Here is a 20,850-nt window from a genome sequence, read left to right as displayed (position 1 = left end):
GCGTCAGACGCCGCCGTAGCTGTGCAGGCCGGTCGACACCAGGTTGACGAACAGCAGGTTGAAGATCATCACCACGAGGCCGACGATGTTGATCCACGCCGAGGGGCGCCCCCGCCAACCGGCCGTGGTGCGGGCGTGCAGGTAGGCCGCGTACACGATCCAGGCGATGAACGCCCAGGTCTCCTTCGGGTCCCAGCCCCAGAACCGGCCCCAGGCGCTCTCCGCCCAGATCGCACCGGCGATGACCGCGAAGGTCCAGATGGGGAAGCCGAAGACGGCGGTGCGGTGGGCCGTGCGGTCCAGCGCCGCCGCCGTGGGCAGCCGGTCCAGCAGCGACGGGGCAGCGGGTGCACCCGTGGCGGCACCGGCGGCCACCGTCGCGTCCCGCCGGCTGCGCACCAGGTAGAGCGCGCTGGCGATGCCGCTGACGAAGAAGATGCCGAACCCGATGGTGGCGGTGCTCACGTGGATCGCCAGCCAGCTGGACCGCAGGGCGGCCACCAGCGGGCCGGCCTCGGCGTACAGGAACAGCCCGATCAGCACCATCGACAGCACCACGGGCGCCAGCAGGAAGACGCCGATGTGCCGCAGCGACGGCGCCCGCACGGCGAGCACCAGGTAGGCCACGACCGCGACCAGGACCACCGCGGTGGCGAACTCGTACATGTTGCCCCAGGGCAACCGGTCGGTGGCCATGCCCCGCGCCACCAGCACCCCGGCGTGGGCGACCGCGCCGAGGCCGGTCAGCACCATCGCGACCAGGCCCAGCCGGCGGGCCCGCGTCGGCTCGACCGGCTCGCCGGCGGCCCGGACGTCGACCGGCGGCTGGGCGGGGACGCCCCCGGCGGCGACCAGCTGCTCGCTGCGCCCGCGGACGGACCGGCCGAAGGCCAGCTCGGCGCAGAAGGCGACCACAGCCAGGGAGTACAGGCCGACGCTGATCGAGAACAGGGTGTCGGACAGTGCGGCCAACGACTCGTCGATCACGACGGCGGTGCCTCCTCATCGGGTGCCGGCCCGTGTCCACGGGCCGCTGGGGTGCTCGCCGGGGCGTCGGCGCGGGCGGCCAGGGCTGCCTGCACGTCCTCGGTGAGCGAGGTGAAGCGGGGACCGGTGTCAGCGCTGCCGCGGGTCAGCGAGCCGATCGACAGCACGGTACCCCCGCCGTCCGGGGCGGGGTCGGAGCGGGCGAACACCCGTTCCCGGCGCACCAGCAGCATGCCCAGCAGGCCCACCAGGACGGCGATCGACGCCCCGAGCACCCACACCTGGCCGGGGTCGTGCGACACCTGCAGCGCCGCGAACTCCTTCAGGCCGCTGAAGGTGACGACGGTGCCGTCGGGCAGGGTGGTCGACTCCCCCACGGCGAGGTTCGTCCGGGCCACCCGGTTCAGCAGGCCCCGGTCGATCTGCTCCCGGTCCAGCGCGTAGACCGACTGCGGCAGGCCGGAGTCCAGCCCCAGGTAGCCGGTGTAGACGTCGATGCCGACCTTCGGGTCCAGCGGCCGCGGGTTGATCGAGGTCAGGAAGCCGGCCTCCAGCACACCGGTCGGGGCGAGGAAGCCCTCGATCGCCAGCTGCTCGGTCGAGCCGGCACCCAGGTCGGGCACCTTCAGCACCCCCTGGCTGAGCATCGTCCCCAGGTCGGCCGGGAGGAACGGCGCGGAGAGGTCGGTGAACGTCTGGCCGTCCGGCCGGGTGATGCTGAAGACGGGGCTGAAGCCGTGCCCGGTGACGTAGACCCGGTCGCCGCCCACCCGCAGCGGGTCGTTGACCCCGATGGTGGTGCCCACCGGGTCGGCGCCGTCCAGCTCCCAGTTGATGTCCGCGGTGTACGAGGCGGCGGTGAGGTTCTCCTCGTACTCCGCCTCGAAGTCCTCGAGGTCCACGCACAGCCGCGAGAGGTCCTCACCGTCGACCAGCGGCCCGGACCGGTGGGTGTCGTACTGCTGGAACGCGTTGCAGAAGCCCTGGCCCTCGGTCACCAGGATGCTGCCCTCGTAGCCCCAGAGCTTCCCGCCGGCCAGGCCGAGCAGCAGCGCCAGCAGCGAGAGGTGGAACAGCACGTTGCCGGTCTCCCGGAGGTAGCCCTTCTCCGCGGAGGCCTCCGGACCGGACCGGCCCTCCCGGCGGACGACGCGGAACCGGCGGACCCGCAGCTCCTCCTCCACCACGTCCAGCGCGGCCGGGCCGGCCAGCGAGGTGGTCAGTGCCGCCGACTCCGGCAGCCGCTGCAGGTGTCGGGGTGCCGTCGGCGGCGGGGTGAACAGCGACCGGCCGTGCTCGATCGCCCGGGGCACGACGCAGCCGATCAGCGAGATGAACAGCAGCAGGTAGATCGCCGCGAACCAGGGCGAGCTGAAGACGTCGAACAGGTACAGCCGGTCGAGCCAGGGTCCGAGCGTGGGGTACTCGGCCAGGTAGCCGGCCACGTCGCTCTGCGACAGCGACCGCTGCGGCAGCAGCGACCCCGGGATCGCCGCGACGGCCAGCAGGAACAGCAGGATCAGCGCTGTGCGCATCGCGGTGAGCTGACGCCACCAGCGCAGCAGCCGGCCCGCCACCCGGCGGCCGGGCGAGGGCGGGGACGGCGGGCTGGCCGGTGCGGCCGGGCGCGGCGGGGCGGTGGCGGTCACCGGGCCTCCTCGCTGGCGCTCGTCGCCCCGGCGACAGGGCGTGCTGTGCTCATCGGTGATCTCGCGAGCTCGATCACAGCGGCGCCGACTCGGCCAGACCGGTGGCGGCCAGCCAGCCGCGCAGCCAGATCATCAGCTCGGTCCACGCCCCGGTGACCAGCATCAGCCCGACGCCGATCAGCACGACCCCACCGATCCGGGTGACCGTGCGGGCGTTGCGGCGCAGGAACGACATGGCGCCCACGGCCCAGCGGGCGCCCAGCGCCACGAGCACGAACGGCACGCCGAGCCCCAGGCAGTAGGCCAGCCCCAGGAACGCGCCCCGCCCCACGGTCGCCTCGCTGAAGGCCAGGCTCTGCACGGCCTGCAGGGTCGGGCCCAGGCACGGGGTCCAGCCCAGGCCGAAGACCACGCCCAGCAGCGGGGCGCCGGCCAGGCCGACGGCGGGGCGGGCGGAGATCCGGGCGGTGCGCTGCAGGAACGGCAGCCAGCCGAGGAAGCCGAGCCCCACCACGATGGTGACCAGGCCCATCACCCGGGTGATCACGTCGTTGTACTCGAGCAGCAGCCGGCCCAGCCCGCCCACGGCGCTGCTGATCGCCACGAAGACCACCGTGAAGCCGAGCACGAACAACACCGAGCCCAGCACCATCCGGCCACGAGAGGCCCGCTCGTCGACCGGTCCGACGGCGGTGGCCACCGAGGCGCCGCCGGTGAGGGGCTGGCCCCCCGACACGGCACCGGCCGACGCCGGGACCGGAGCCGCCGTCCGCGGGGCGCTGCCCACCAGGCCCGTGACGTAGGAGAGGTAGCCGGGGACCAGCGGCAGCACGCAGGGCGAGGCGAAGCTGATCAGCCCGGCCAGCGCGGCCACCGCGGCGGCGACCAGGAGCGGCCCGTCGCCGATCAGCTCCCTGATGGCCTCCACCACGGCTCAGGCCTCCCCGGTCAGCTGCGCGATCACCGTGCGCAGGTCGTCCTGGCGCACAGCACCGGTGTACACCGCTGCGACGCGACCTTCACGGTCCAGCACGATCGTCGAGGGGATCGCGGCGGCCGGGTAGTCGCGGAAGGCCAGCGCCACCTCACCGCGGGGGTCGAACAGCGAGGGGAAGGTGATCCCCTTGCTCTCCAGGAAGGCGTTGGCCAGCTGTTCGGTGTCCTTGACGTTCAGGCCGAGGAACTGGACGCCGTCGTCCCGGACGTCGGTGTAGACCTCCTGGAACTCGGGGCTCTCCACCCGGCAGGGCGCGCACCACGAGCCCCAGAAGTTGAGCACCGCGACGTCCCCGGCCAGCTCGCCGGAGTCGAACTCCCCGCCGTCGAGCAGCGTGCCGGAGAAGTCCGGGGCGGTGGCCCGCTCCCCCTCGGGGATGACCTCGCCGTACGGCGTGGCCGCCTCGAAGCGGAACTCACCGCCGTTGGTCACGTCCACTGGTTCGTCGCCGGTGCTGCAGCCCGCGGTGAGCACCGCGGCCACCGCCAGCGCCGCCGCCAGTCGGCTATGCACCGGGCACCGCATCGGGGTCGGTGGCCCCGGCCGGCTCGGCGTACTCCAGCCGCACCAGCCGGTCGCCGTCGTAGGTGAGCGAGGTGACGCTGGCCAGCCCGCACTCCCGGCGCCGCGGGTCGTGCAGGTAACGACGGCCCTCCAGGTGCAGCCGCACCGTCCAGACCGGCAGCTGGTGGCTCACGCAGACGGCGGCGTGCCCGCGGGCGGCGTCCCGGGCCGTGTCGATCGCACCGAGCATCCGCGCGGCGATCTCCCGGTACGGCTCGCCCCACGACGGCGTCCACGGGTTGCGCAGCCGCCACCAGTTGCCCGGGTGCCGCATCGCCCCGTCACCGACGCCGAAGGTCTTGCCCTCGAAGGAGTTCCCGGCCTCGATCAGCCGCTCGTCCGTGGCGATCTCCAGCCCCAGCGTGTCGGCGATCGGGCGCGCGGTCTGCTGCGCACGCTCCAGCGGGCTGGCCACCAGGTGGGTGACGTCGCGGTCGGCGAACCAGGCGGCCGCGGTACGGGCCATGCCCTCGCCGGCCTCGCTCAGCCGGTAGCCGGGCAGTCGCCCGTAGAGCACGCCGGCCGGGTTGTGCACCTCGCCGTGCCGCATCAGGTGGACGACGGTCGTCTCGCTCACGGCTGCAGCTCCAGGGTGTCCTTCGCCTCGGGCGAGGCGGGGCCGCCGGCAGCGGCCGCGGCGGCCGACGCAGCGGCGGGCAACGCGGCCAGCACGTGGTCGAGCGCCTCGTCGTCCAGGGCGGCGCTGACGAACCACGCCTCGAAGGCCGAGGGCGGCAGGTAGACGCCGCGGGCGAGCATGGCGTGGAAGAAGGCGGTGTGCGCGGCGACGTCCTGGCTGCGGGCGTCGTCGTAGTCGCGCACCTGGCGCTCGTCCGGGACGAAGAACACCGAGAACATCGAGCCGGCCTGCTGCACCCGGTGCGGCACCCCGGCGGCGAAGAGCGCCGCGCTGGCGGCACCCCGCAGCAGGGCGGCGACGGAGTCACACCGCTCGTAGACCTCGTCGGTGCACAGCCGCAGCGTGGTCAGCCCGGCCGCAACCGCCACCGGGTTCCCGGCCAGCGTGCCCGCCTGGTAGACCGGCCCGGACGGGGCGAGCTGGTCCATCACGTCGGCGCGGCCACCGAACGCCGCGGCCGGCATGCCCCCGCCCATGACCTTGCCGAAGGTGAACAGGTCGGCGTCCACCGGGTCCAGGCCGTACCAGCCGGCGCCGGAGACCCGGAACCCGGTCATCACCTCGTCGACCAGCAGCAGCGCCCCGGAGGCCGCGGTGATCCGGCGCAGGTGGCCGTTGAACCCGTCCAGCGGCGGGACGACGCCCATGTTCCCGGCGGCCGCCTCGGTGACGACACAGGCGATCTGGTCGCCGCGCTCGGCGAAGACCGCCTCGACCGCGGCGACGTCGTTGTAGGGCAGCACGATCGTGTCGGCCGCCGCGCCCGTGGTCACGCCCGGGGTGTCGGGGAGGCCGAGGGTGGCGACGCCGGACCCGGCGGAGGCCAGCAGCGCGTCGACGTGGCCGTGGTAGCAGCCGGCGAACTTCACGATCAGCGGCCGGCCGGTGTACCCGCGGGCCAGTCGCACCGCGGAGAGGACCGCCTCCGTGCCGGAGTTGACCAGCCGCACCCGCTCGACCGGGGCCACCCGGGAGACGATCTCCTCGGCCAGCTCTGCCTCACCGGCCGTGGGGGTGCCGAAGGTGAAGCCGCGGCGGGCCGCCTCGGTGACGGCGGCGACGACCTCCGGGTGGGCGTGCCCCAGGATCATCGGGCCCCAAGAGGCCACCAGGTCCACGTAGCGGCGGCCGTCGACGTCGGTCAGCCAGGGGCCCGAGCCCGAGGCCATGAACCGCGGGGTGCCCCCGACGGCCCGGAAGGCGCGCACCGGGGAGTTCACCCCGCCGGGCGTCACCCGACCCGCCCGCTCGAACAGCTCTGCCGACACCGGGGCCTCGTACGGGTAGGGCTCAGTCACGGTCCCACTCTCCCAGGTTCGTCTGTGTGCACGGATCCGGTGATGGAACGGCCGCCCTTCAGGGGCCCGCGCCGAGCTCGCGAGGCGTGGGCAACGGCCCCGCTGCAGGGCCCCGGTACGAGCTTGCGAGTTCCGGGGGGCAGCGGGGTCCTTCCACCTTCAGCAGCGCAGCCAGCGGGCGGCCTCGACCGCCCAGTAGGTCAGCACCGAACCCGCACCGGCCCGCCGGATCGAGGTCAGCGTCTCCAGGACAGCCCGCTCGCGGTCGACCCAGCCGTTGGCGGCGGCCGCCTCGACCATCGCGTACTCGCCGCTGACCTGGTAGGCGGCCACCGGGACGTCGACGGCGTCGGCCACCCGGGCGATGATGTCCAGGTAGGGCCCGGCCGGCTTGACCATCACCGCGTCCGCGCCCTCGGCGAGGTCCTGCGCCACCTCGCGCAGCGCCTCGTCGGTGTTCGGCGGGTCCATCTGGTAGGTCGAGCGGTCACCGAACTGCGGCGCCCCCTCGGCCGCCTCGCGGAAGGGCCCGTAGAACCCGGAGGCGTACTTGGCGGCGTAGGCCAGGATCGGCGTCTCGGTGTACGCGGCGCTGTCCAGCCCGGCGCGGATCGCCGCGACCTGGCCGTCCATCATCCCGCTCGGGGCGATCACGTGCGCCCCGGCCTGGGCCTGGGCGATCGCGACGGCGGCGTACCGGTCGAGCGTCGGGTCGTTGTCGACCACGCCCGCCGGGGTGACCACGCCGCAGTGCCCGTGGTCGGTGTACTCGCACAGGCACAGGTCGGCCATCAGCACGAGCTCGTCGCCGAGGTCGGCGCGCAGCTGCTGCAGCGCCGCGTTGACCACGCCGTCGGCGGCGTCGGCCTGCGAGCCGACGGCGTCCTTGTCCGCGGGGATGCCGAACAGCATCAGCCCGCTGATCCCGGCCTCGGCCGCCTCGGCGGCGGCCTTCCGCAGCGACTCGGGGGTGTGCTGGACGACGCCGGGCATGGAGCTGATCGGCACCGGCTCGGCGATGCCCTCCTTGACGAAGACGGGCAGCACCAGGTCGGCCGGGGACAGCCGGGTCTGCGCCGTCCACCGGCGCATGGCCGGGGTCGAGCGCAGCCGACGACCCCGGGCGAACCCGGGGTTCGCGCCGCCCTGGCCGGAGGTCACTTGGACTCCCCGGCCTCCGCCTCGGCCCGGCGGGCCTGGGCGAACTCGGCGAGCGCGTCGACCAGCGGGCCGACGGCCGCGGTCTCCGGCTGCACGTCCACCCGCAGGCCGAACTCGGTGGCACTGGCCGCGGTGGCCGGGCCGATCACCGAGACGACGGTGCGGGCGTGCGGCTTGCCCGCGATGCCGACCAGGTTGCGCACGGTCGAGGAGGAGGTGAAGCAGACGGCGTCGAAGCCGCCGCCCTTGATCGCCTCGCGCACCGCGGCCGGCGGCGGCGCCGCCCGCACGGTGCGGTAGGCGGTGACGTCGTCGATCTCCCAGCCGCGCTCCTTGAGCCCGGCCGCGAGGGTCTCGGTGGCGATGTCGGCCCGGGGCAGCAGCACCCGGTCGATCGGGTCGAAGACGTCGTCGTACGGCGGGAAGTCGGCCAGCAGGCCCTCGCTGGACTGGTCGCCGCTGGGCACCAGCTCGGGCACGATGCCGAACTCGCGCACCGCGTCGGCGGTCTGCTGCCCGACGCAGGCGACCTTGACCCCGGCGAAGGCGCGGGCGTCCAGGCCGAGCTCGGTGAATTTCTCGCGGACGGCGCGCACCGCGTTGGTCGAGGTGAACACGATCCAGCCGTAGCGGCCGGTGACCAGGCCCTTGACCGCGCGGTCCATCTGCGCGGGGCTGCGGGGCGGCTCGACGGCGATCGTCGGCACCTCCACCGGGACGGCCCCGTAGGCGCGCAGCCGCTCGCTCATGTCGCCGGCCTGCTCCTTGGTGCGCGGCACCAGCACCCGCCAGCCGAACAGCGGGCGGCTCTCCCACCAGGAGAGCTTGGCGCGCTTGTCGACCACGGCACCGACGATGACCACGACCGGCCCGGCCAGGCTGTCCAGCCCGGCGGACTTCTCGGCGACGGCGGTGAGCTTGGCGGCGATGCTCTTCTGCGCCGTCCCGGTGCCCTGGGTGGTGACGACGACCGGGGTGTTGCCGGACAGGCCGCCGTCGAGGAGGCCGGCCGCGGCGGTGGCCACCTGGTCGGCGTCGGCCTGCAGCACCAGCGGGCTGCCGGTGCCGGTCGAGGCGGCGGCGAGCGCCGCCAGGTCGACCGGGGCGTCGGAGGTGCGCAGGTCGGCCTGGACCGAGCTGGCACCCAGCGGGACGCCGGCGTAGGCGGGCACGGCGGTGCCGATCGCGACGCCGGGGACGACGTCGAACGCGACGCTGGTGCGGGTGACCGCCAGCGCCTCCTTCACCACGGCGTCGCTGGTGAACGGGTCACCGGCGATCAGCCGGACGACGACGCTGCCGTTCTTGGCCGCGGCCACCGCGGACTTGGCCACCTCGGCCGGCTCGCCGCTGACCGTGGTCAGCTCGAGGTCCGGGTGGGCCTCCAGCAGCGCCTCGCGGACGGCGGCGGAGACCTCGGGGTCGGCCAGCACCGTGTCGGCGCCGGCGATCGCGGCGCTGGCCCGGACGGTCAGCAGCTCCGGGTCACCGGGCCCGGCGCCCACGAAGACCACCGTGCCCTTGCCGTTGCCGTTCTGCTTGCGTGAGCGCGTCATCGCGTGCTCCTGTTCCTGCCCCCGGAGGGGGTCGCTGCGGGTGGTACGGGACGGATGGGGCGGGGGGCGTGGCCCCCGCGGGGGGCGGTCACCGGCTGGCTGCCATGAGCGCAGCCGCGCCGCGGTCCAGCAGCTCGGCGGCCAGCTCGCGCCCCAGGGACTCGGCCGCGGCGGCCGGCCCGGTGATCGAGCTCCGGACGCCGTCGCTGCCGTCGAGGGCGGTGACCGACGCGCGCAGGTAGAGCTCCGCGGCGCCGTCCTCGCCCTCGGCGAGCTCGGCGTGTGCGGCCACCGGGGCGCTGCACCCGGCCTCCAGCGCGGCGAGCACCGCACGCTCGGCTGCCACGCAGGCCCGGGCCGCGGGGTCGTCGAGCACGGCGAGCAGCTCACGCACGCGGGTGTCGTCGGCGCGGCACTCCACGGCGAGGGCACCCTGCGCCGGGGCGGGGAGCACCTGGATCGGGTCGAGCACCTCGGTCACCGCCGACAGCCGGTCCAGCCGGGCCAGACCGGCCCGGGCCAGGACGACGGCGTCCAGGTCGCCGGAGGTGACCCGGCCCATCCGGGTGTCGACGTTGCCGCGGATCGGCACGATCTCCAGGCCGAGACCCAGGGCGCGCAACTGGGCCACCCGGCGGGGGGCACCGGTGCCGATCCGGGAACCGGCGGGCAGCTCCCCGAGGCTGAGGCCGTCGCGGGCGACGAGCACGTCGCGGGGGTCCTGCCGCGGCGGGACGGCGGCCACGGTCAGGCCGGGGCTCGGCGAGGTCGGCAGGTCCTTGAAGCTGTGGACGGCGAGGTCGACGGTGCCCTGCTGCAGCGCGTCGCGCAGGGCGGTGACGAAGACCCCGGTGCCGCCGAGCTGGTTGATCGCCTCGGTGGACCGGTCGCCGTAGGTGCTGATGTGCACCAGCTCCACCGGCACGCCGGTGGCCGCGGTGAGCGCGTCGGCGACGTGCTGGGACTGGGTCAGCGCCAGCTGGCTCGCCCGGGTGCCCAGCCGCAGCGGCGACTCCACGCCGGTCACGCGGCACCCCCGGTGCGCCCGTCGCGGGTGGCGTCGATCCGCGGGTCCAGCGCCGACAGCGGGGTGCCGGCCGGCAGCTCGGGGTCGACGGTGACCGCGTCGGAGAGGCTGGTGCGCTCCCCGTCGGTGACACCGGACAGCCCCAGCCCGAACAGCGCACGCAGCGCGTCGGCGTAGTCGGTGCCGCCGGGGGCACCTGCCAGCTCCTTCACGCGGACGGTGGGCTCGTGCAGCAGCTTGTCGACCACCCGGCGGACGGTGCGGGCGATCTCGCTGCGCGCCTTGGCGTCCAGGTCGGGCAGGCGCGTGGACAGCCGGAGCAGCTCGGCGTCGACCACCTCGGCGGCCTGGCTGCGCAGCGCCGAGACGGTCGGGGCCACCGCGGCGGCCTGCCGCTCGGCGCGCAGCAGCGAGGTCTCCAGCTCGACCAGGGCGTGCGCGGCGGCGATGTCGTCGGCGGCGACGGAGCCGGCCACCGGCTGGCCGGGGTGCGCGGCGCGCTCCCCCTGCAGCATCGCCAGGTCCACGACGTGCACGCCGGGCAGGCCGCCGACCGAGGCGTCGACGTCGCGCGGGAGCGCGAGGTCGACGATCACCAGCGGCCGCCCGGCCCGCCCGAGGAGGGCCTCCTCGACCAGGTCGGTGCCGATGACGGTGCCGGTGGCGCCGGTGCAGGTGACCAGGACGTCGGCCGCGGCGAGCTCGGCGGGCAGCTGCTCGAGGTCGGCCTGCCGGCCGCCGATCGACTCGGCCAGGCGGGCGGCGCTGGCCGGCGTCCGGCTGCTGACGGTGACCGCCGCGCCCCGCCGGGCCAGGGTGGTCGCGGCCAGGGCACCCATCGACCCGGCACCGACCACCAGCACCGGGCGGTCGGCGAGCTCACCGAGGGTCTCCGAGACCCGGTCCAGGGCGACCGAGACCAGCGAGGCGCCGGCCCGGTCGATGCCGGTCTCGGCGTGCACGCGCTTGCCCACGCGCAGCGCCCGCTGGGCGATCGGGTGCAGCTCGCGCCCGACCGTGCCCTCCTCCTGGGCGAGGGCGTAGGCGGCGCGCAGCTGCCCGAGCACCTGGGTCTCACCGACGACCATCGAGTCCAGGCCCGCGGCGACCGTGCACAGGTGCCCGATCGCCTGGTCCTCGTAGTAGACGGTGACGTAGGGGGAGAGCTCCTCCACCGTCGCGCCGGCGTGCCGCGCGAGCACCCGGCTGACGTCGGTGATCCCGCCGTGGAAGCGGTCGACCTCGGCGAACACCTCGATCCGGTTGCAGGTGGCCAGCACGATGGCCTCGGAGACGTGGTCGCTCTCGACCAGCTCGTGCAGGGTCTTGACCTTGTCGTCGCCGGTCATGCTCACCTGCTCGAGCAGGGCCACCGGCGCCGTCTGGTGGCTGATGCCGACCGCGAGCAGGCTCATCGGGCGACCCCCTGGGCGGGCCGCAGCGGGGCCAGCAGCGGCGGCGTCCCGTCGCGCTGCTGGTCCAGGAAGGCCAGCACCTGCAGCTCCACGGACAGGTCGACCTTGCGGACGTCGACACCCGCAGGGACCGTCAACGCCACCGGCGCGAAGTTCAAGATGCTCCTCACCCCGACCGAGACCAGTCGGTCGCAGACCGACTGGGCCACCTCGGCCGGTGTCGTGATGACGCCGATCGTCGCGTGGGTCTCGGCGACGACGGCCTCCAGCTCCTGGACCGGGCGGACCTGGAGGCCGCCGACCCGGTGCCCGACCGTCGCGGGGTCGGTGTCGAGCAGGCCGACGAACTCGAAGCCCCGGCTGGCGAACCCGGCGTAGTCGGCCAGTGCCGACCCCAGCCGGCCGATCCCGATGAGCACGCAGGGCCGGGAGCGCTCCCCGCCGAGGGCGTCGGTGAGCCGGTCCCGCAGGCCCGAGACCGAGTAGCCGACCCCGCGGACGCCACAGGGACCGAGGTAGGACAGGTCCTTGCGGAGACCGGCGGGGTTCACCCCGGCCGCCGAGGCGAGCTCCCCGGAGGAGACGTGACTGCGACCGCCGTCGGCGAGGCCGGCCAGCACCCTCAGGTACACGGCCAACCGGGCAACGGTGGCCTCCGGGATGATCCGGGGCCGCGACTGGGGCACGGGCAGACTCCACAGCGATCCGAACGCACTCCCCGGGCGGACCGGGGACGATCGGGAGGACTCAGACAGGTCAGGGAGACGGGCACGTCGGCGCCCGGCAAACGCCACGGTAACCGCTTGTGAACGCCTGAACAAAGTCGCCGAGGGCGTCCGCGCAGGTGGCGGGCGCCCGCTGTGTCGAGGACCACGCCCCGAGGACCCCCGGACGGGTGCCCCAGCATCTCACCGGCCGCGGGCGACGTCCCGCTCGGGGCGGGTCAGTGGGGTGCGGGGATGCCCAGGTCGCGGCGCAGCCGCGGGACGTCGACGGTGAAGTGGCTGTGCTCCCGGCCGTCGAGCAGGACCACCGGCACCCGGTCGCCGTACTCGATCCGCAGCTCCGGGTCGGTGTCGACGTCGACCAGCGAGATGCCGAGCCCTGCCTCCCCGCCGATCCGGGTCAGCGTCTCGGCGGCGATGACGCAGAGGTGACAGCCCTCGCGGGTCAGCAGCTCCAGCCGGGGCCCCGGCTCAGTCATCGGTGGCCTCCCCCGCCGCCGACGGCTCGGCGTCCGCCGCGGCCGACTGCTCGGCGTCCGCCGCGGCCGCGGCCCGCTCCAGCCCGAGCTCGCGGAGCCGGGCCCGGCTGACCTTGCCGGCCAGGGAGTGCGGCAGTTCGGGGACGAAGTGGACGGCCACCGGGACCTTGAACCGGGCCAGCGACCGGCCGGCGTGCTCGCGCAACTGCTCTTCCGTCACCTCTGCGCCGGGGGTGCGGACGACGACGGCGTGCACCGCCTCGCCGCTGCGCTGGTCCGGCACGCCGATCACCGCGCTCTCGGCCACCCCGGGGTGCTCGGCCAGCACCCGCTCCACCTCGCCCGGGTAGACGTTGAAGCCGCTGACCAGCACCAGGTCCCGGCGCCGGTCGACCAGCTTGAGGTCGCCCTGGGCGTCGCGGTAGGCGATGTCGCCGGTGAGCAGCCAGCCGTCGGCGTCCGGGCCGTCGGCCCCGTCGGGCCAGTAGCCGCGGAACAGGTTGGGGCCGCGCACGCAGATCTCCCCGGTCTCGCCGTCGGCGTCCTCGTCGCCGAACGGGTCGCCCCAGACGTCGGCCCGCACCCGGCTGCCCGGGTCCGGCCCGGCGGTCGGCCCGCCCGCGGTGTCCCGCAGCACCAGCTCCACACCGGGCAGCGGACCGCCGATGCAGTCCGGCTTCGCCCGCCCGGTCGCCAGTGTGCTGGCCAGCACCGGGGCGGCCTCGGTCAGCCCGTAGCCCTCCCAGACCGTCACCGCGGCGCGGGTGCGCATGGCCTCGAAGAGCGCACCGGGCATCGGCGCGGCACCACAGCTGGCCGTGCGCACGGCGGCGAACCCGCGGCGGAGCACGGCGTCACTGCCCGCCGCGTCGGCCACCGCCAGCCAGGCGGCGTACATCGGCGGGGCACCCGGCACCGCCGACACCTCCTCGGCGGCCATCAGCGCCAGGGACCCCGCTGGGTCGAACTCGTCCAGCAGCACCGCACAGGCACCGGTGGCCGCGACCAGGCCCCAGCCGCTGTTGAAGCCGTAGACGTGGAACAGCGGCAGGGTCAGCAGCACCCGGTCGCCGGTGCGCACCGGTGGCGGCTGGAGCGCCAGGCACTGCTGCTGGTTGGCCAGCAGCGCGGCGTGGGTGAGCATCGCGCCGCGGGGCCGCCCGGTGGTGCCGCTGGTGTAGGCCAGCAGGGCCAGCGCGTCGGGGTCGTCCGGGTCGGCCGGCGCCGGGCCGTCGGCTGCCGGGGGCCCCACGCACACCGGGACGCCGACCAGCTCGGGCCGCTCCCCCGCCACCACGAGCAGCCGGGCACCTGAGTCGGCGAGCAGGTGGGTGACCTCCGGGTCGGTGTAGGCGGTGTTGACCGGGACGACGACCAGCCCGGCCCGCAGCGCACCCATCACCGCGACCACCCACTCCACGCCGTTGGGCAGCTGCACCGCCACCCGGTCACCGGTGTGCAGTCCGCGCTCGAGGTACCCGGCGGCCGCCCGGTCGGTCAGTGCATCGACCTCCGACCAGGTCAGCCGGCGTTCGCCGTGGACCAGCGCCGGCGCGTCGCCGTGGCCCGCGGCCGCACGGCGGACGAGTGCGGAGAAGGAGCGCACCCCGCCGTCCTGCACGAGACCGTCCTGCTCGCGTCCGTCCTGCTCGTGCGGCTCTCGTTCGACCGGCACGACGGACCTCCGCAGGGCAGCAGCCGTCTCGGACGGCGGGGACGTGGACGCAGCGGCACGATGTTGTCACCATGGGCGGCGGACCGCACCGTCCGTGGCTGCGTGGCGCCCGAGCAGCTCGGCTCGGCAGGGATGTGAGGAGGTCCGACAGCGGCATGACCCGCCTCCCATCCATCGCGTCCCCGGCCGTCACCTCGCCGACCGTCGCGTCCCCGACGCCATCGCAGGTCGTCCCCCGGCCGCGCCGGGGCGGCGACCCGACCCCGGCCGAGGCCGAGGTCTGGGCGCTCGTGGGCCGGGCGCAGGCCGGTGACGCGGACGGGTTCGGGGAGCTCTACGACCGGTACGCCGACGTCGTCCACCGTTACCTGTCCCGCCGGGTCGCCGACCAGGCCACGGCGGAGGACCTCACCAGCGAGACGTTCGCGCGCGCCCTGCGCCGGATCGACTCCCTCACGTTCCAGGGGCGGGACGTCGGAGCCTGGCTGATCAGCATCGCCCGCAACATCGTACTGGACCACGTGAAGAGCGGCCGCCACCGCCTGGAGGTCCTCACCGCCGACATGCGGGACGCGGACCGGGCGACCGACGGCCCCGAGGACGCCGTGCTGCAGCGGTTGGCGAACGTGGACCTGCTGGCCGGCGTCCGGCTGCTGTCCGCCGACCAGCGGCAGTGCGTGGTGCTGCGCTTCTTCCAGGGGCTGTCGGTGGCGGAGACGGCCACGGCCATGGGCCGCAAGGACGGCGCGGTGAAGGCGCTGCAGCACCGGGCGGTGCGCCGACTGGCCGCACTGCTGCCCGACGGACCGGCCACGGGCGGGTGACCCGGCGATAGGGTCGCGGTGACGGTCAGCGAGGTGGCGGTCGACGACGTACCGGTCGGAGCGACACCGGGGAGGTGGTGCGGGGATGGTCCGAGTGCCCTTCCGAGGCCGCAGGGCGCGCACCCCGGTCGAGCTGGAGGACGACGAGGCCCGCGCGCTCGTCGCCGGCGCCGCCTCGGCCGCCGCGGCGGAGACCGAGGCCACCACCCCCGCGCCGGACCGCACGGGAGCGGCGTTCTTCGACGTCGACAACACGATGATGATGGGCGCCTCGCTCTTCTGGTTCGCCCGCGGCCTGGCCGCCCGCAAGTACTTCACCAGCCGCGACGTCGCCTCGTTCGTCTGGCAGCAGGCCAAGTTCCGGGTCGCCGGGAGCGAGAGCGCGACCGACATGCACACCGTCCGGGACAACGCCCTGGCGTTCGTCGCCGGCCGTGAGGTGCAGGAGATCGTCGACGCCAGCGAGGAGATCTACGACGAGCTGATGGCCGACCGCATCTGGTCGGGCACCCGCAACCTCGCCCAGCAGCACCTGGACGCCGGCCAGCGGGTCTGGCTGGTCACCGCCACCCCGGTCGAGCTCGCCTCGATCATCGCCCACCGCCTCGGCCTGACCGGCGCGCTGGGCACCGTCTCCGAGATCGTCGACGGCCGCTACACCGGCCGGCTGGTGGGCGAGATGATGCACGGGGAGTCCAAGGCACAGGCCGTCCGGGCGATCGCCGAGCGGGAGGGCCTCGACCTGGCCCGCTGCACCGCCTACAGCGACTCGACCAACGACCTGCCCATGCTGACCCTGGTCGGCACCGCGGTCGCGGTGAACCCCGACTCCGAACTGCGCGCCGTCGCCCGGTCCCGCGGCTGGACGGTCAAGGACTACCGGACCGGCCGCAAGGCCGCCAAGATCGGCGTGCCCACGGTGGGCGTCGCCGCCCTCTCCGGCGGCGTCGTCGGCGGGCTCATCTCCCTGCGCCGCCGGAACCACTGGCCGTTTTGATCGTCATCCTCCGGATGACACCGCGGCCAACTGCCGTGCCCCGGTCTCGCTGAGCCGTTTGCCGGCTCACCTCGGGGAGCCCTCCGGGCCCCCGCTCGGTGTGCCCGCGACTTCGTCGCGTCTCCTGCCCCGCCCGTCCGTGGCGTGCCCAGCCTGCGCGGAGCCGCTGCCTGCACTCCTCTGGGGGCCTTCGGTCCCCGTCGTCGTGCTCCGGCTGCGCCGGATGTCGAGTCCGGTCAGCTGGCCGGCCGGCCGGTCAGCTGGCTGGTCGGCCGGTCAGCTGGCTGGCTGGCTGGCTGGTCAGCTGAAGACGCTGCGGCGTTGGAGGAGGAGGCGGTAGAGGGAGTGCTGGATGGTCTCGCGGACCTGGTCGGTCAGGTTGAACACGACCATCGGGTCGTCGGCCGCGGCCGGCCCGTAGGACGCGGTCTCGATCGGCTCACCGAAGGCGATGAACCACTTCGACGGCAGCGGGACCGCACCCAGCGGGCCCAACAGCGGGAAGGTCGGGGTGATCGGGAAGTAGGGCAGGCCGAGCAGCCGGGCGGCGGTGCGGGCGTTGCCGATCATCGGGTAGATCTCCTCGGCCCCCACGATCGCGCACGGCACGATCGGGGTGCCGGTGCGCAGCGCGGCGCTGACGAAGCCGCCGCGACCGAACCGCTGCAGGGTGTACCGCTCGTGGAACGGCTTGCCGACGCCCTTGAAGCCCTCGGGGAAGACCCCGACCAGCTCTCCGCCGGACAGCAGCCGCTCGGCGTCCTCGTTGCAGGCCAGGGTGACGCCCAGCTTGCGCGCCAGGGACCCGATGAAGGGGACCTGGAACACCAGGTCGGCACCGAGCAGCCGGAGCCGGCGGGCCGCCGGGTGCTCGTCGTGCAGCGCCACCGTGGTCATCAGTGCGTCGACCGGCACGGTGCCCGAGTGGTTGGCCACCACCAGGGCGCCCCCGACGTCGGGCACGTTCTCCAACCCCTGGGTCTCCACCCGGAACCAGCGGTGGAACAACGGCCGGAGCCCCGGGAGCAGGACGTGGTCGGTGAGGTCGGGGTCGAAGCCGAACTCGTCGGTGTCGTACTCGCCGATCAGCCGGCGGCGCAGGAACTCCAGGCCCCCGGCCAACTGCTCGTCCCAGCCCGGCGGGGTCGCCGGGGGCGGCGGGGGCGGGTCGTCGTCGGGGCGCAGGGGGATCACCCGGGCCTCAGGCATCGCGCACCGCCCGCAGGCCCGGCACCGGGGGCGCGGCACGGCGGCGCCCCCCGGTGACGCTGCCGAGAGCGCCCTGCACGGCGTGCACGCCACCGGCGACGGAGCCGAGCACGGTCCGCGCGGAGGCGGCGACGTCATCGACGAGTTCGGCACGGACGACCGGGGGCAGGCTCCGCCCGTAGTCGGCGAGGGCCTCTGCGGTGCTGTACTGCGGCACGTAGCCGAACTCCTCGCGCAGCACCTGGGTGTCGATGACCCGGCCGAAGTTCAGGAAGCGCATCTGCTCCGGCGACCAGTCGACCAGGCGGGCCCAGCGGGTCGTCCGGCCGAGGGAGCCCATCGCCGGCTCCGGCAGGGGCAGTGCGACGCGACCGAGCCGACGGATCGCCTGGGACAGCAGGACCGTGCCGTCGGCACCGACGTTCGCCGTGCCGACGAAGTCGCCGGTGGCGGCGCGGGTCAGCACGGCCACGGCGTCGTCCTCGTGGAGGAGCTGCAGCCGGGCGTCGTGCCCGAGGGCGGTGGGGACGACGGGCATCCGGAGGAACCCGGACAGCAGCGAGTCGATCCGCGGGCCGATGAGGTTGGTGAACCGCAGCACGGCGACGCCCACGTCGGGGCGGCGGCGGGCGAAGGCGCGGACGTACCCCTCGATGTCGAGGCTGTCCTTGGCGAAGCCACCACCGGGCACCCGCCGGGCCTGCATGGTCTCGGTGAAGACCGCGGGATCCCGGGAACTGGCGCCGTACACAGCGCTGGTGCTCTTCAGGACCAGTCGGCGGACCGCGACAGACCGCTGGCAGGCGGCCAGCAGCTGCATGGTGCCGATGACGTTGAGCTCCTTCATCGACACCCGCCCACCGGCACCGGCCGGTGTGGCGCTGATGTTCATGTGCACGACGGTGTCCACCGACGCCGACTCGATCACCTTCCCGATCAACGGGCTGCGGATGTCGGCGCGGACGAACTCGGTGCGACCGAGGCGACGCAGCACCTCGGGGGCCGGGGGGACGGTGTCCACCCCGATGACCCGGGTGATCGCCGGGTCAGCGGCGAGCTCGGCCGCCAGCGCGCCGCCCAGCCACCGGCTGACGCCGGTGACGAGGACGACCGCGGGCGGCACGAGCGTCAGCTCACTTCTTGTTGCGCCGCTGCACGCGGGTCTTCTTGAGCAGCTTGCGGTGCTTCTTCTTCGCCATCCGCTTGCGGCGCTTCTTGATGACAGAACCCATGTCCCGCTCCCGACGTCGTCTTCGCTCGGCGGCCGGGGGTGGTGACCGGGGTGGTCACGCGGATCCGTGGTCCGGGCGCCGGGCGAGGTGATCAGCTCGTGCGCGGCCCGCCCCAGGGGGACGGCACCGCTCAGCACCCGAGACTACCCGGCGGCTGCCCCCGAGCGGGAACGCCCGCCCGGCGAGGTGCTGGAGAGCCGTCGCAGGCTCCCCCGCGAGCGGAGGTGACGTGCTGGAACGGCCGCCTCGCAGGGCCCCGCCGCGAGCGGAGGTGACGTGCTGGAACGGCCGCCTCGCAGGGCCCCGCCGCGAGCTTGCGAGCGGTGGGGGGCGAGGTGGTCCTTCAATCAGGCGATGTCGGTGTAGGCGTCGCGCAGGTACTCGTGCACGGCGCGCTCGGGCACCCGGAAGGAGCGGCCGACGCGGACGGCGGCGAGCTCCCCGCCGTGGACGAGCCGGTAGACGGTCATCTTGGAGACGCGCATGAGGGCGGCGACCTCGGCGACGGTCAGGAACGAGACGGCGGCGCGGGGCGCCGGCACGGCGGCCGGGCGGCCGAGCGGCATCGAGGCCGGGTGGGCGGCGGGGACCGGGCGGGCCATCGAGGCGGCCGAGATGGGCCGGCCCATCTGGCGGGGCATCGGAACACCCGGACGGACGGTCTGGACGGCGGCGCGCTGGGGCATGGTCACGTGGATCATCTCCGGTTCTCAGCTCCATGTGCGGCCACCGGCTTCCCCACCGGCGAACAGAACGCTCATGTGCTGGAACAGAGCGTAAGGGGACCGGAGTGACAGAAGCGATGGGTGAAACGAACAGGCGGACCGGTCCGTCCTGGGCACAAGTGGACAGAAACACCGCGTGACACACCCGTCACGGCGTGTTGTCCCCAAGTCGACAAGCTCCCCAGGGGCCGTTCTCCACAGATTTCTGTGGAAAACCACATGCGTGTGATTCAGCCCGGCGCCAGAGGGTCAGGAGGTGCGGCCGAGCTCCACCGAACGCTGGTGCGCCGCCTCGATCGCGGCGATCAGCGCTGCCCGCACGCCGTGCCGCTCCAGCTCCCGGATGGCGGCGATCGTCGTCCCGCCGGGGCTGGTGACCGCCTCCCGCAGCTGGACCGGGTGCTCGCCGGAGTCGCGCAGCATGACCGCCGCGCCGTAGGCGGTCTGCACGATCAGGTCGGCGGCGACCGTGCGTGGCAGACCGAGCAGGATGCCCGCGTCGATCATGGCCTCGACCAGGAAGAAGAAGTACGCCGGGCCGCTGCCCGAGAGCGCGGTCACCGCGTCCTGCTGGCTCTCCGGGACCCGGCGCACCTGCCCCACCGGCAGCAGCAGCGCCTCCGCCTCGTCCAGGTGCGCCTCGGTCGCGTGCGCCCCGGCCGAGAGCACGCTCATCCCGGCGTCGACCAGCGCCGGGGTGTTGGGCATGACCCGCACCACCGGGGTGCCGGCCGGCAGCGCCGCCTCGACCCGGCTGGTGGGCACCCCCGCCGCCACCGAGACCACCAGGTGCTCCGGGGTGACGTACGGGCCCAGCGCCGCCAGCAGCGTGTCGATGTCCTGCGGCTTGACGGCCAGCAGCAGCACCCTCGCCCGGGCGGCCGCCCCGGCGAGGTCGGTGGTGCCGACGCCGTACCGAGCCGTCAGCTCGGCCGCCCGCTCCGGGCTGCGCTCGACGACCAGGAACTCCCGCCCGTCCCCTGCCTGGCGGACCAGGCCGGCGAGCAGCGCCTCACCGATCTTGCCGCCGCCGATGACGGCCAGCCGTGCGTCGGGACCCGTGTGCCCTGCATCGATCATGTCCGCGACCGTAGTGCCCGGGCGTGTGCGCCCGGAGGGGCCGGGGTAGCCGCCCGCCATGTCCGGGGAACTGAACGGCAAGCGGGTGGCCGTGCTCGCCACTGACGGCGTCGAGCAGGCGGAGCTGGACCAGCCCTGGCAGGCGCTGGTGGACGCCGGCGCCCGGCCGGAGCTCGTCGGGCTCGAGGCCGGCACCATCACCGCCTACCAGCACATCGACAAGGGCGACTCCAAGGACGTCGACGTCGCGGTGTCCGACGCCGACCCCGGCAGCTACGACGCGCTCGTGCTCCCGGCGGGGTGATCAACGGCGACTTCGTGCGCGCCGACCGAGGGGCCGTCCGGTTCGTGAAGGCCTTCTTCGACGCCGGCAAGCCGGTGGCCGCCATCTGTCACGCGCCCTGGGTGCTCGCCGAGGCCGACGTCGTCCGTGGCCGCCGGATGACCTCGTGGCCCTCGCTGCAGACCGACCTGCGCAACGCGGGCGCCGAGTGGGTCGACGAGGAGGTCGTCGTCGACGGCAACCTGACCACCAGCCGCAAGCCCGACGACCTGCCGGCGTTCGGACGCACCCTCGTCGAGCAGATCGCCGCCGCGGGCTGACCGAGCA

Annotated in this window: 20 protein-coding genes and 1 pseudogene; 3 read left to right on the top strand and 18 right to left on the bottom strand. The window is 74.5% G+C overall.

Annotation, left to right across the window (positions count from 1 at the left end):
• Positions 1 to 3 precede the first annotated feature (3 nt).
• The 13 genes from ccsB to IN07_RS02175 all read right to left on the bottom strand — a co-directional run bounded on the left by ccsB (position 4) and on the right by IN07_RS02175 (position 14,173).
• Positions 4 to 987: a c-type cytochrome biogenesis protein CcsB gene (ccsB, locus tag IN07_RS02235; RefSeq protein WP_036333154.1), complete on the bottom strand. Its 984-nt coding sequence runs from the start codon at positions 985 to 987 to the stop codon at positions 4 to 6.
• Positions 984 to 2,636 carry a cytochrome c biogenesis protein ResB gene (gene resB, locus IN07_RS02230; RefSeq protein WP_036333152.1) on the bottom strand — a complete coding sequence of 551 codons (1,653 nt, stop codon included), beginning with the start codon at positions 2,634 to 2,636 and terminating at the stop codon, positions 984 to 986. Before resB ends, ccsB begins: the two co-directional genes overlap by 4 nt.
• A gap of 73 nt (positions 2,637 to 2,709) precedes the next feature.
• A complete protein-coding gene (locus tag IN07_RS02225) occupies positions 2,710 to 3,567 on the bottom strand; it encodes a cytochrome c biogenesis CcdA family protein (RefSeq protein ID WP_081975116.1) in 858 nt (285 codons plus the stop codon).
• Between the two features lie 3 nt (positions 3,568 to 3,570).
• Positions 3,571 to 4,146, bottom strand: coding sequence for a TlpA family protein disulfide reductase (locus IN07_RS02220; protein WP_231557953.1), 576 nt, complete (start codon positions 4,144 to 4,146; stop codon positions 3,571 to 3,573).
• The gene (locus IN07_RS02215) at positions 4,139 to 4,774 is read right to left on the bottom strand and encodes a histidine phosphatase family protein (RefSeq protein ID WP_036333148.1); all 636 of its coding nucleotides are present in this window, start codon (positions 4,772 to 4,774) and stop codon (positions 4,139 to 4,141) included. The genes IN07_RS02220 and IN07_RS02215 overlap by 8 nt, the downstream gene beginning before the upstream one ends.
• Positions 4,771 to 6,135, bottom strand: coding sequence for a glutamate-1-semialdehyde 2,1-aminomutase (gene hemL, locus IN07_RS02210; protein ID WP_036333146.1), 1,365 nt, complete (start codon positions 6,133 to 6,135; stop codon positions 4,771 to 4,773). Before hemL ends, IN07_RS02215 begins: the two co-directional genes overlap by 4 nt.
• Positions 6,136 to 6,294: 159 nt before the next feature.
• Complete coding sequence (gene hemB / locus IN07_RS02205) at positions 6,295 to 7,296, bottom strand: porphobilinogen synthase (RefSeq protein ID WP_036333144.1); 1,002 nt, start codon at positions 7,294 to 7,296, stop codon at positions 6,295 to 6,297.
• Positions 7,293 to 8,852, bottom strand: a complete 1,560-nt coding sequence (locus IN07_RS02200; protein WP_036333142.1) for a bifunctional uroporphyrinogen-III C-methyltransferase/uroporphyrinogen-III synthase — start codon at positions 8,850 to 8,852, stop codon at positions 7,293 to 7,295. The genes hemB and IN07_RS02200 overlap by 4 nt, the downstream gene beginning before the upstream one ends.
• An 88-nt stretch (positions 8,853 to 8,940) precedes the next feature.
• The gene (gene hemC / locus IN07_RS02195; RefSeq protein ID WP_197058315.1) at positions 8,941 to 9,879 is read right to left on the bottom strand and encodes a hydroxymethylbilane synthase; all 939 of its coding nucleotides are present in this window, start codon (positions 9,877 to 9,879) and stop codon (positions 8,941 to 8,943) included.
• On the bottom strand, positions 9,876 to 11,294 hold the full coding sequence (locus IN07_RS02190; protein WP_052090565.1) for a glutamyl-tRNA reductase: 1,419 nt from the start codon (positions 11,292 to 11,294) through the stop codon (positions 9,876 to 9,878). The genes hemC and IN07_RS02190 overlap by 4 nt, the downstream gene beginning before the upstream one ends.
• Positions 11,291 to 11,980 (bottom strand): redox-sensing transcriptional repressor Rex, encoded by a 690-nt coding sequence (locus IN07_RS02185; protein WP_052090562.1) that lies wholly within the window; start codon positions 11,978 to 11,980, stop codon positions 11,291 to 11,293. Before IN07_RS02185 ends, IN07_RS02190 begins: the two co-directional genes overlap by 4 nt.
• A gap of 257 nt (positions 11,981 to 12,237) precedes the next feature.
• Positions 12,238 to 12,498, bottom strand: a complete 261-nt coding sequence (locus IN07_RS02180; protein WP_036333140.1) for a glutaredoxin family protein — start codon at positions 12,496 to 12,498, stop codon at positions 12,238 to 12,240.
• Positions 12,491 to 14,173, bottom strand: coding sequence for a class I adenylate-forming enzyme family protein (locus IN07_RS02175; protein ID WP_231557952.1), 1,683 nt, complete (start codon positions 14,171 to 14,173; stop codon positions 12,491 to 12,493). Before IN07_RS02175 ends, IN07_RS02180 begins: the two co-directional genes overlap by 8 nt.
• Positions 14,174 to 14,328: 155 nt before the next feature.
• On the opposite strand from IN07_RS02175, the gene IN07_RS02170 reads away from it, so the two are divergent.
• Positions 14,329 to 14,997: a sigma-70 family RNA polymerase sigma factor gene (locus IN07_RS02170; RefSeq protein WP_197058314.1), complete on the top strand. Its 669-nt coding sequence runs from the start codon at positions 14,329 to 14,331 to the stop codon at positions 14,995 to 14,997.
• An 85-nt stretch (positions 14,998 to 15,082) separates the two neighbouring features.
• Positions 15,083 to 15,994, top strand: a complete 912-nt coding sequence (locus IN07_RS02165; protein WP_036333136.1) for an HAD family hydrolase — start codon at positions 15,083 to 15,085, stop codon at positions 15,992 to 15,994.
• Between the two features lie 300 nt (positions 15,995 to 16,294).
• Here IN07_RS02165 and IN07_RS02160 read toward each other — a convergent pair whose 3' ends face one another.
• From IN07_RS02160 to proC, 5 genes are all read right to left on the bottom strand, one after another.
• The gene (locus IN07_RS02160) at positions 16,295 to 17,203 is read right to left on the bottom strand and encodes a lysophospholipid acyltransferase family protein (protein WP_036333218.1); all 909 of its coding nucleotides are present in this window, start codon (positions 17,201 to 17,203) and stop codon (positions 16,295 to 16,297) included.
• The gene (locus tag IN07_RS02155) at positions 17,196 to 18,326 is read right to left on the bottom strand and encodes an NAD-dependent epimerase/dehydratase family protein (RefSeq protein ID WP_036333134.1); all 1,131 of its coding nucleotides are present in this window, start codon (positions 18,324 to 18,326) and stop codon (positions 17,196 to 17,198) included. Before IN07_RS02155 ends, IN07_RS02160 begins: the two co-directional genes overlap by 8 nt.
• A gap of 10 nt (positions 18,327 to 18,336) precedes the next feature.
• Entirely contained in the window at positions 18,337 to 18,435 is a 99-nt protein-coding gene (locus IN07_RS24460; protein WP_012854759.1) for a 30S ribosomal protein bS22, read from the bottom strand.
• Between the two features lie 347 nt (positions 18,436 to 18,782).
• Positions 18,783 to 19,136: a helix-turn-helix domain-containing protein gene (locus tag IN07_RS27020; RefSeq protein ID WP_231557951.1), complete on the bottom strand. Its 354-nt coding sequence runs from the start codon at positions 19,134 to 19,136 to the stop codon at positions 18,783 to 18,785.
• Positions 19,137 to 19,409: 273 nt separating this feature from the next.
• Positions 19,410 to 20,240 (bottom strand): pyrroline-5-carboxylate reductase, encoded by an 831-nt coding sequence (gene proC, locus IN07_RS02145; protein WP_036333132.1) that lies wholly within the window; start codon positions 20,238 to 20,240, stop codon positions 19,410 to 19,412.
• 58 nt (positions 20,241 to 20,298) lie between these two features.
• Between proC and IN07_RS26900 the strand changes: the two are divergent.
• Positions 20,299 to 20,843 (top strand): annotated as a pseudogene (locus IN07_RS26900) (type 1 glutamine amidotransferase domain-containing protein).
• The last annotated feature ends 7 nt before the right edge of the window (positions 20,844 to 20,850 follow it).

Source organism: Modestobacter caceresii, assembly GCF_000761485.1.
Taxonomy (GTDB): Bacteria; Actinomycetota; Actinomycetes; order Mycobacteriales; family Geodermatophilaceae; genus Modestobacter; species Modestobacter caceresii.
The sequence above is the reverse complement of the archived record's forward strand: the minus strand, read 5'-3'. Positions and strand labels throughout refer to the sequence as shown.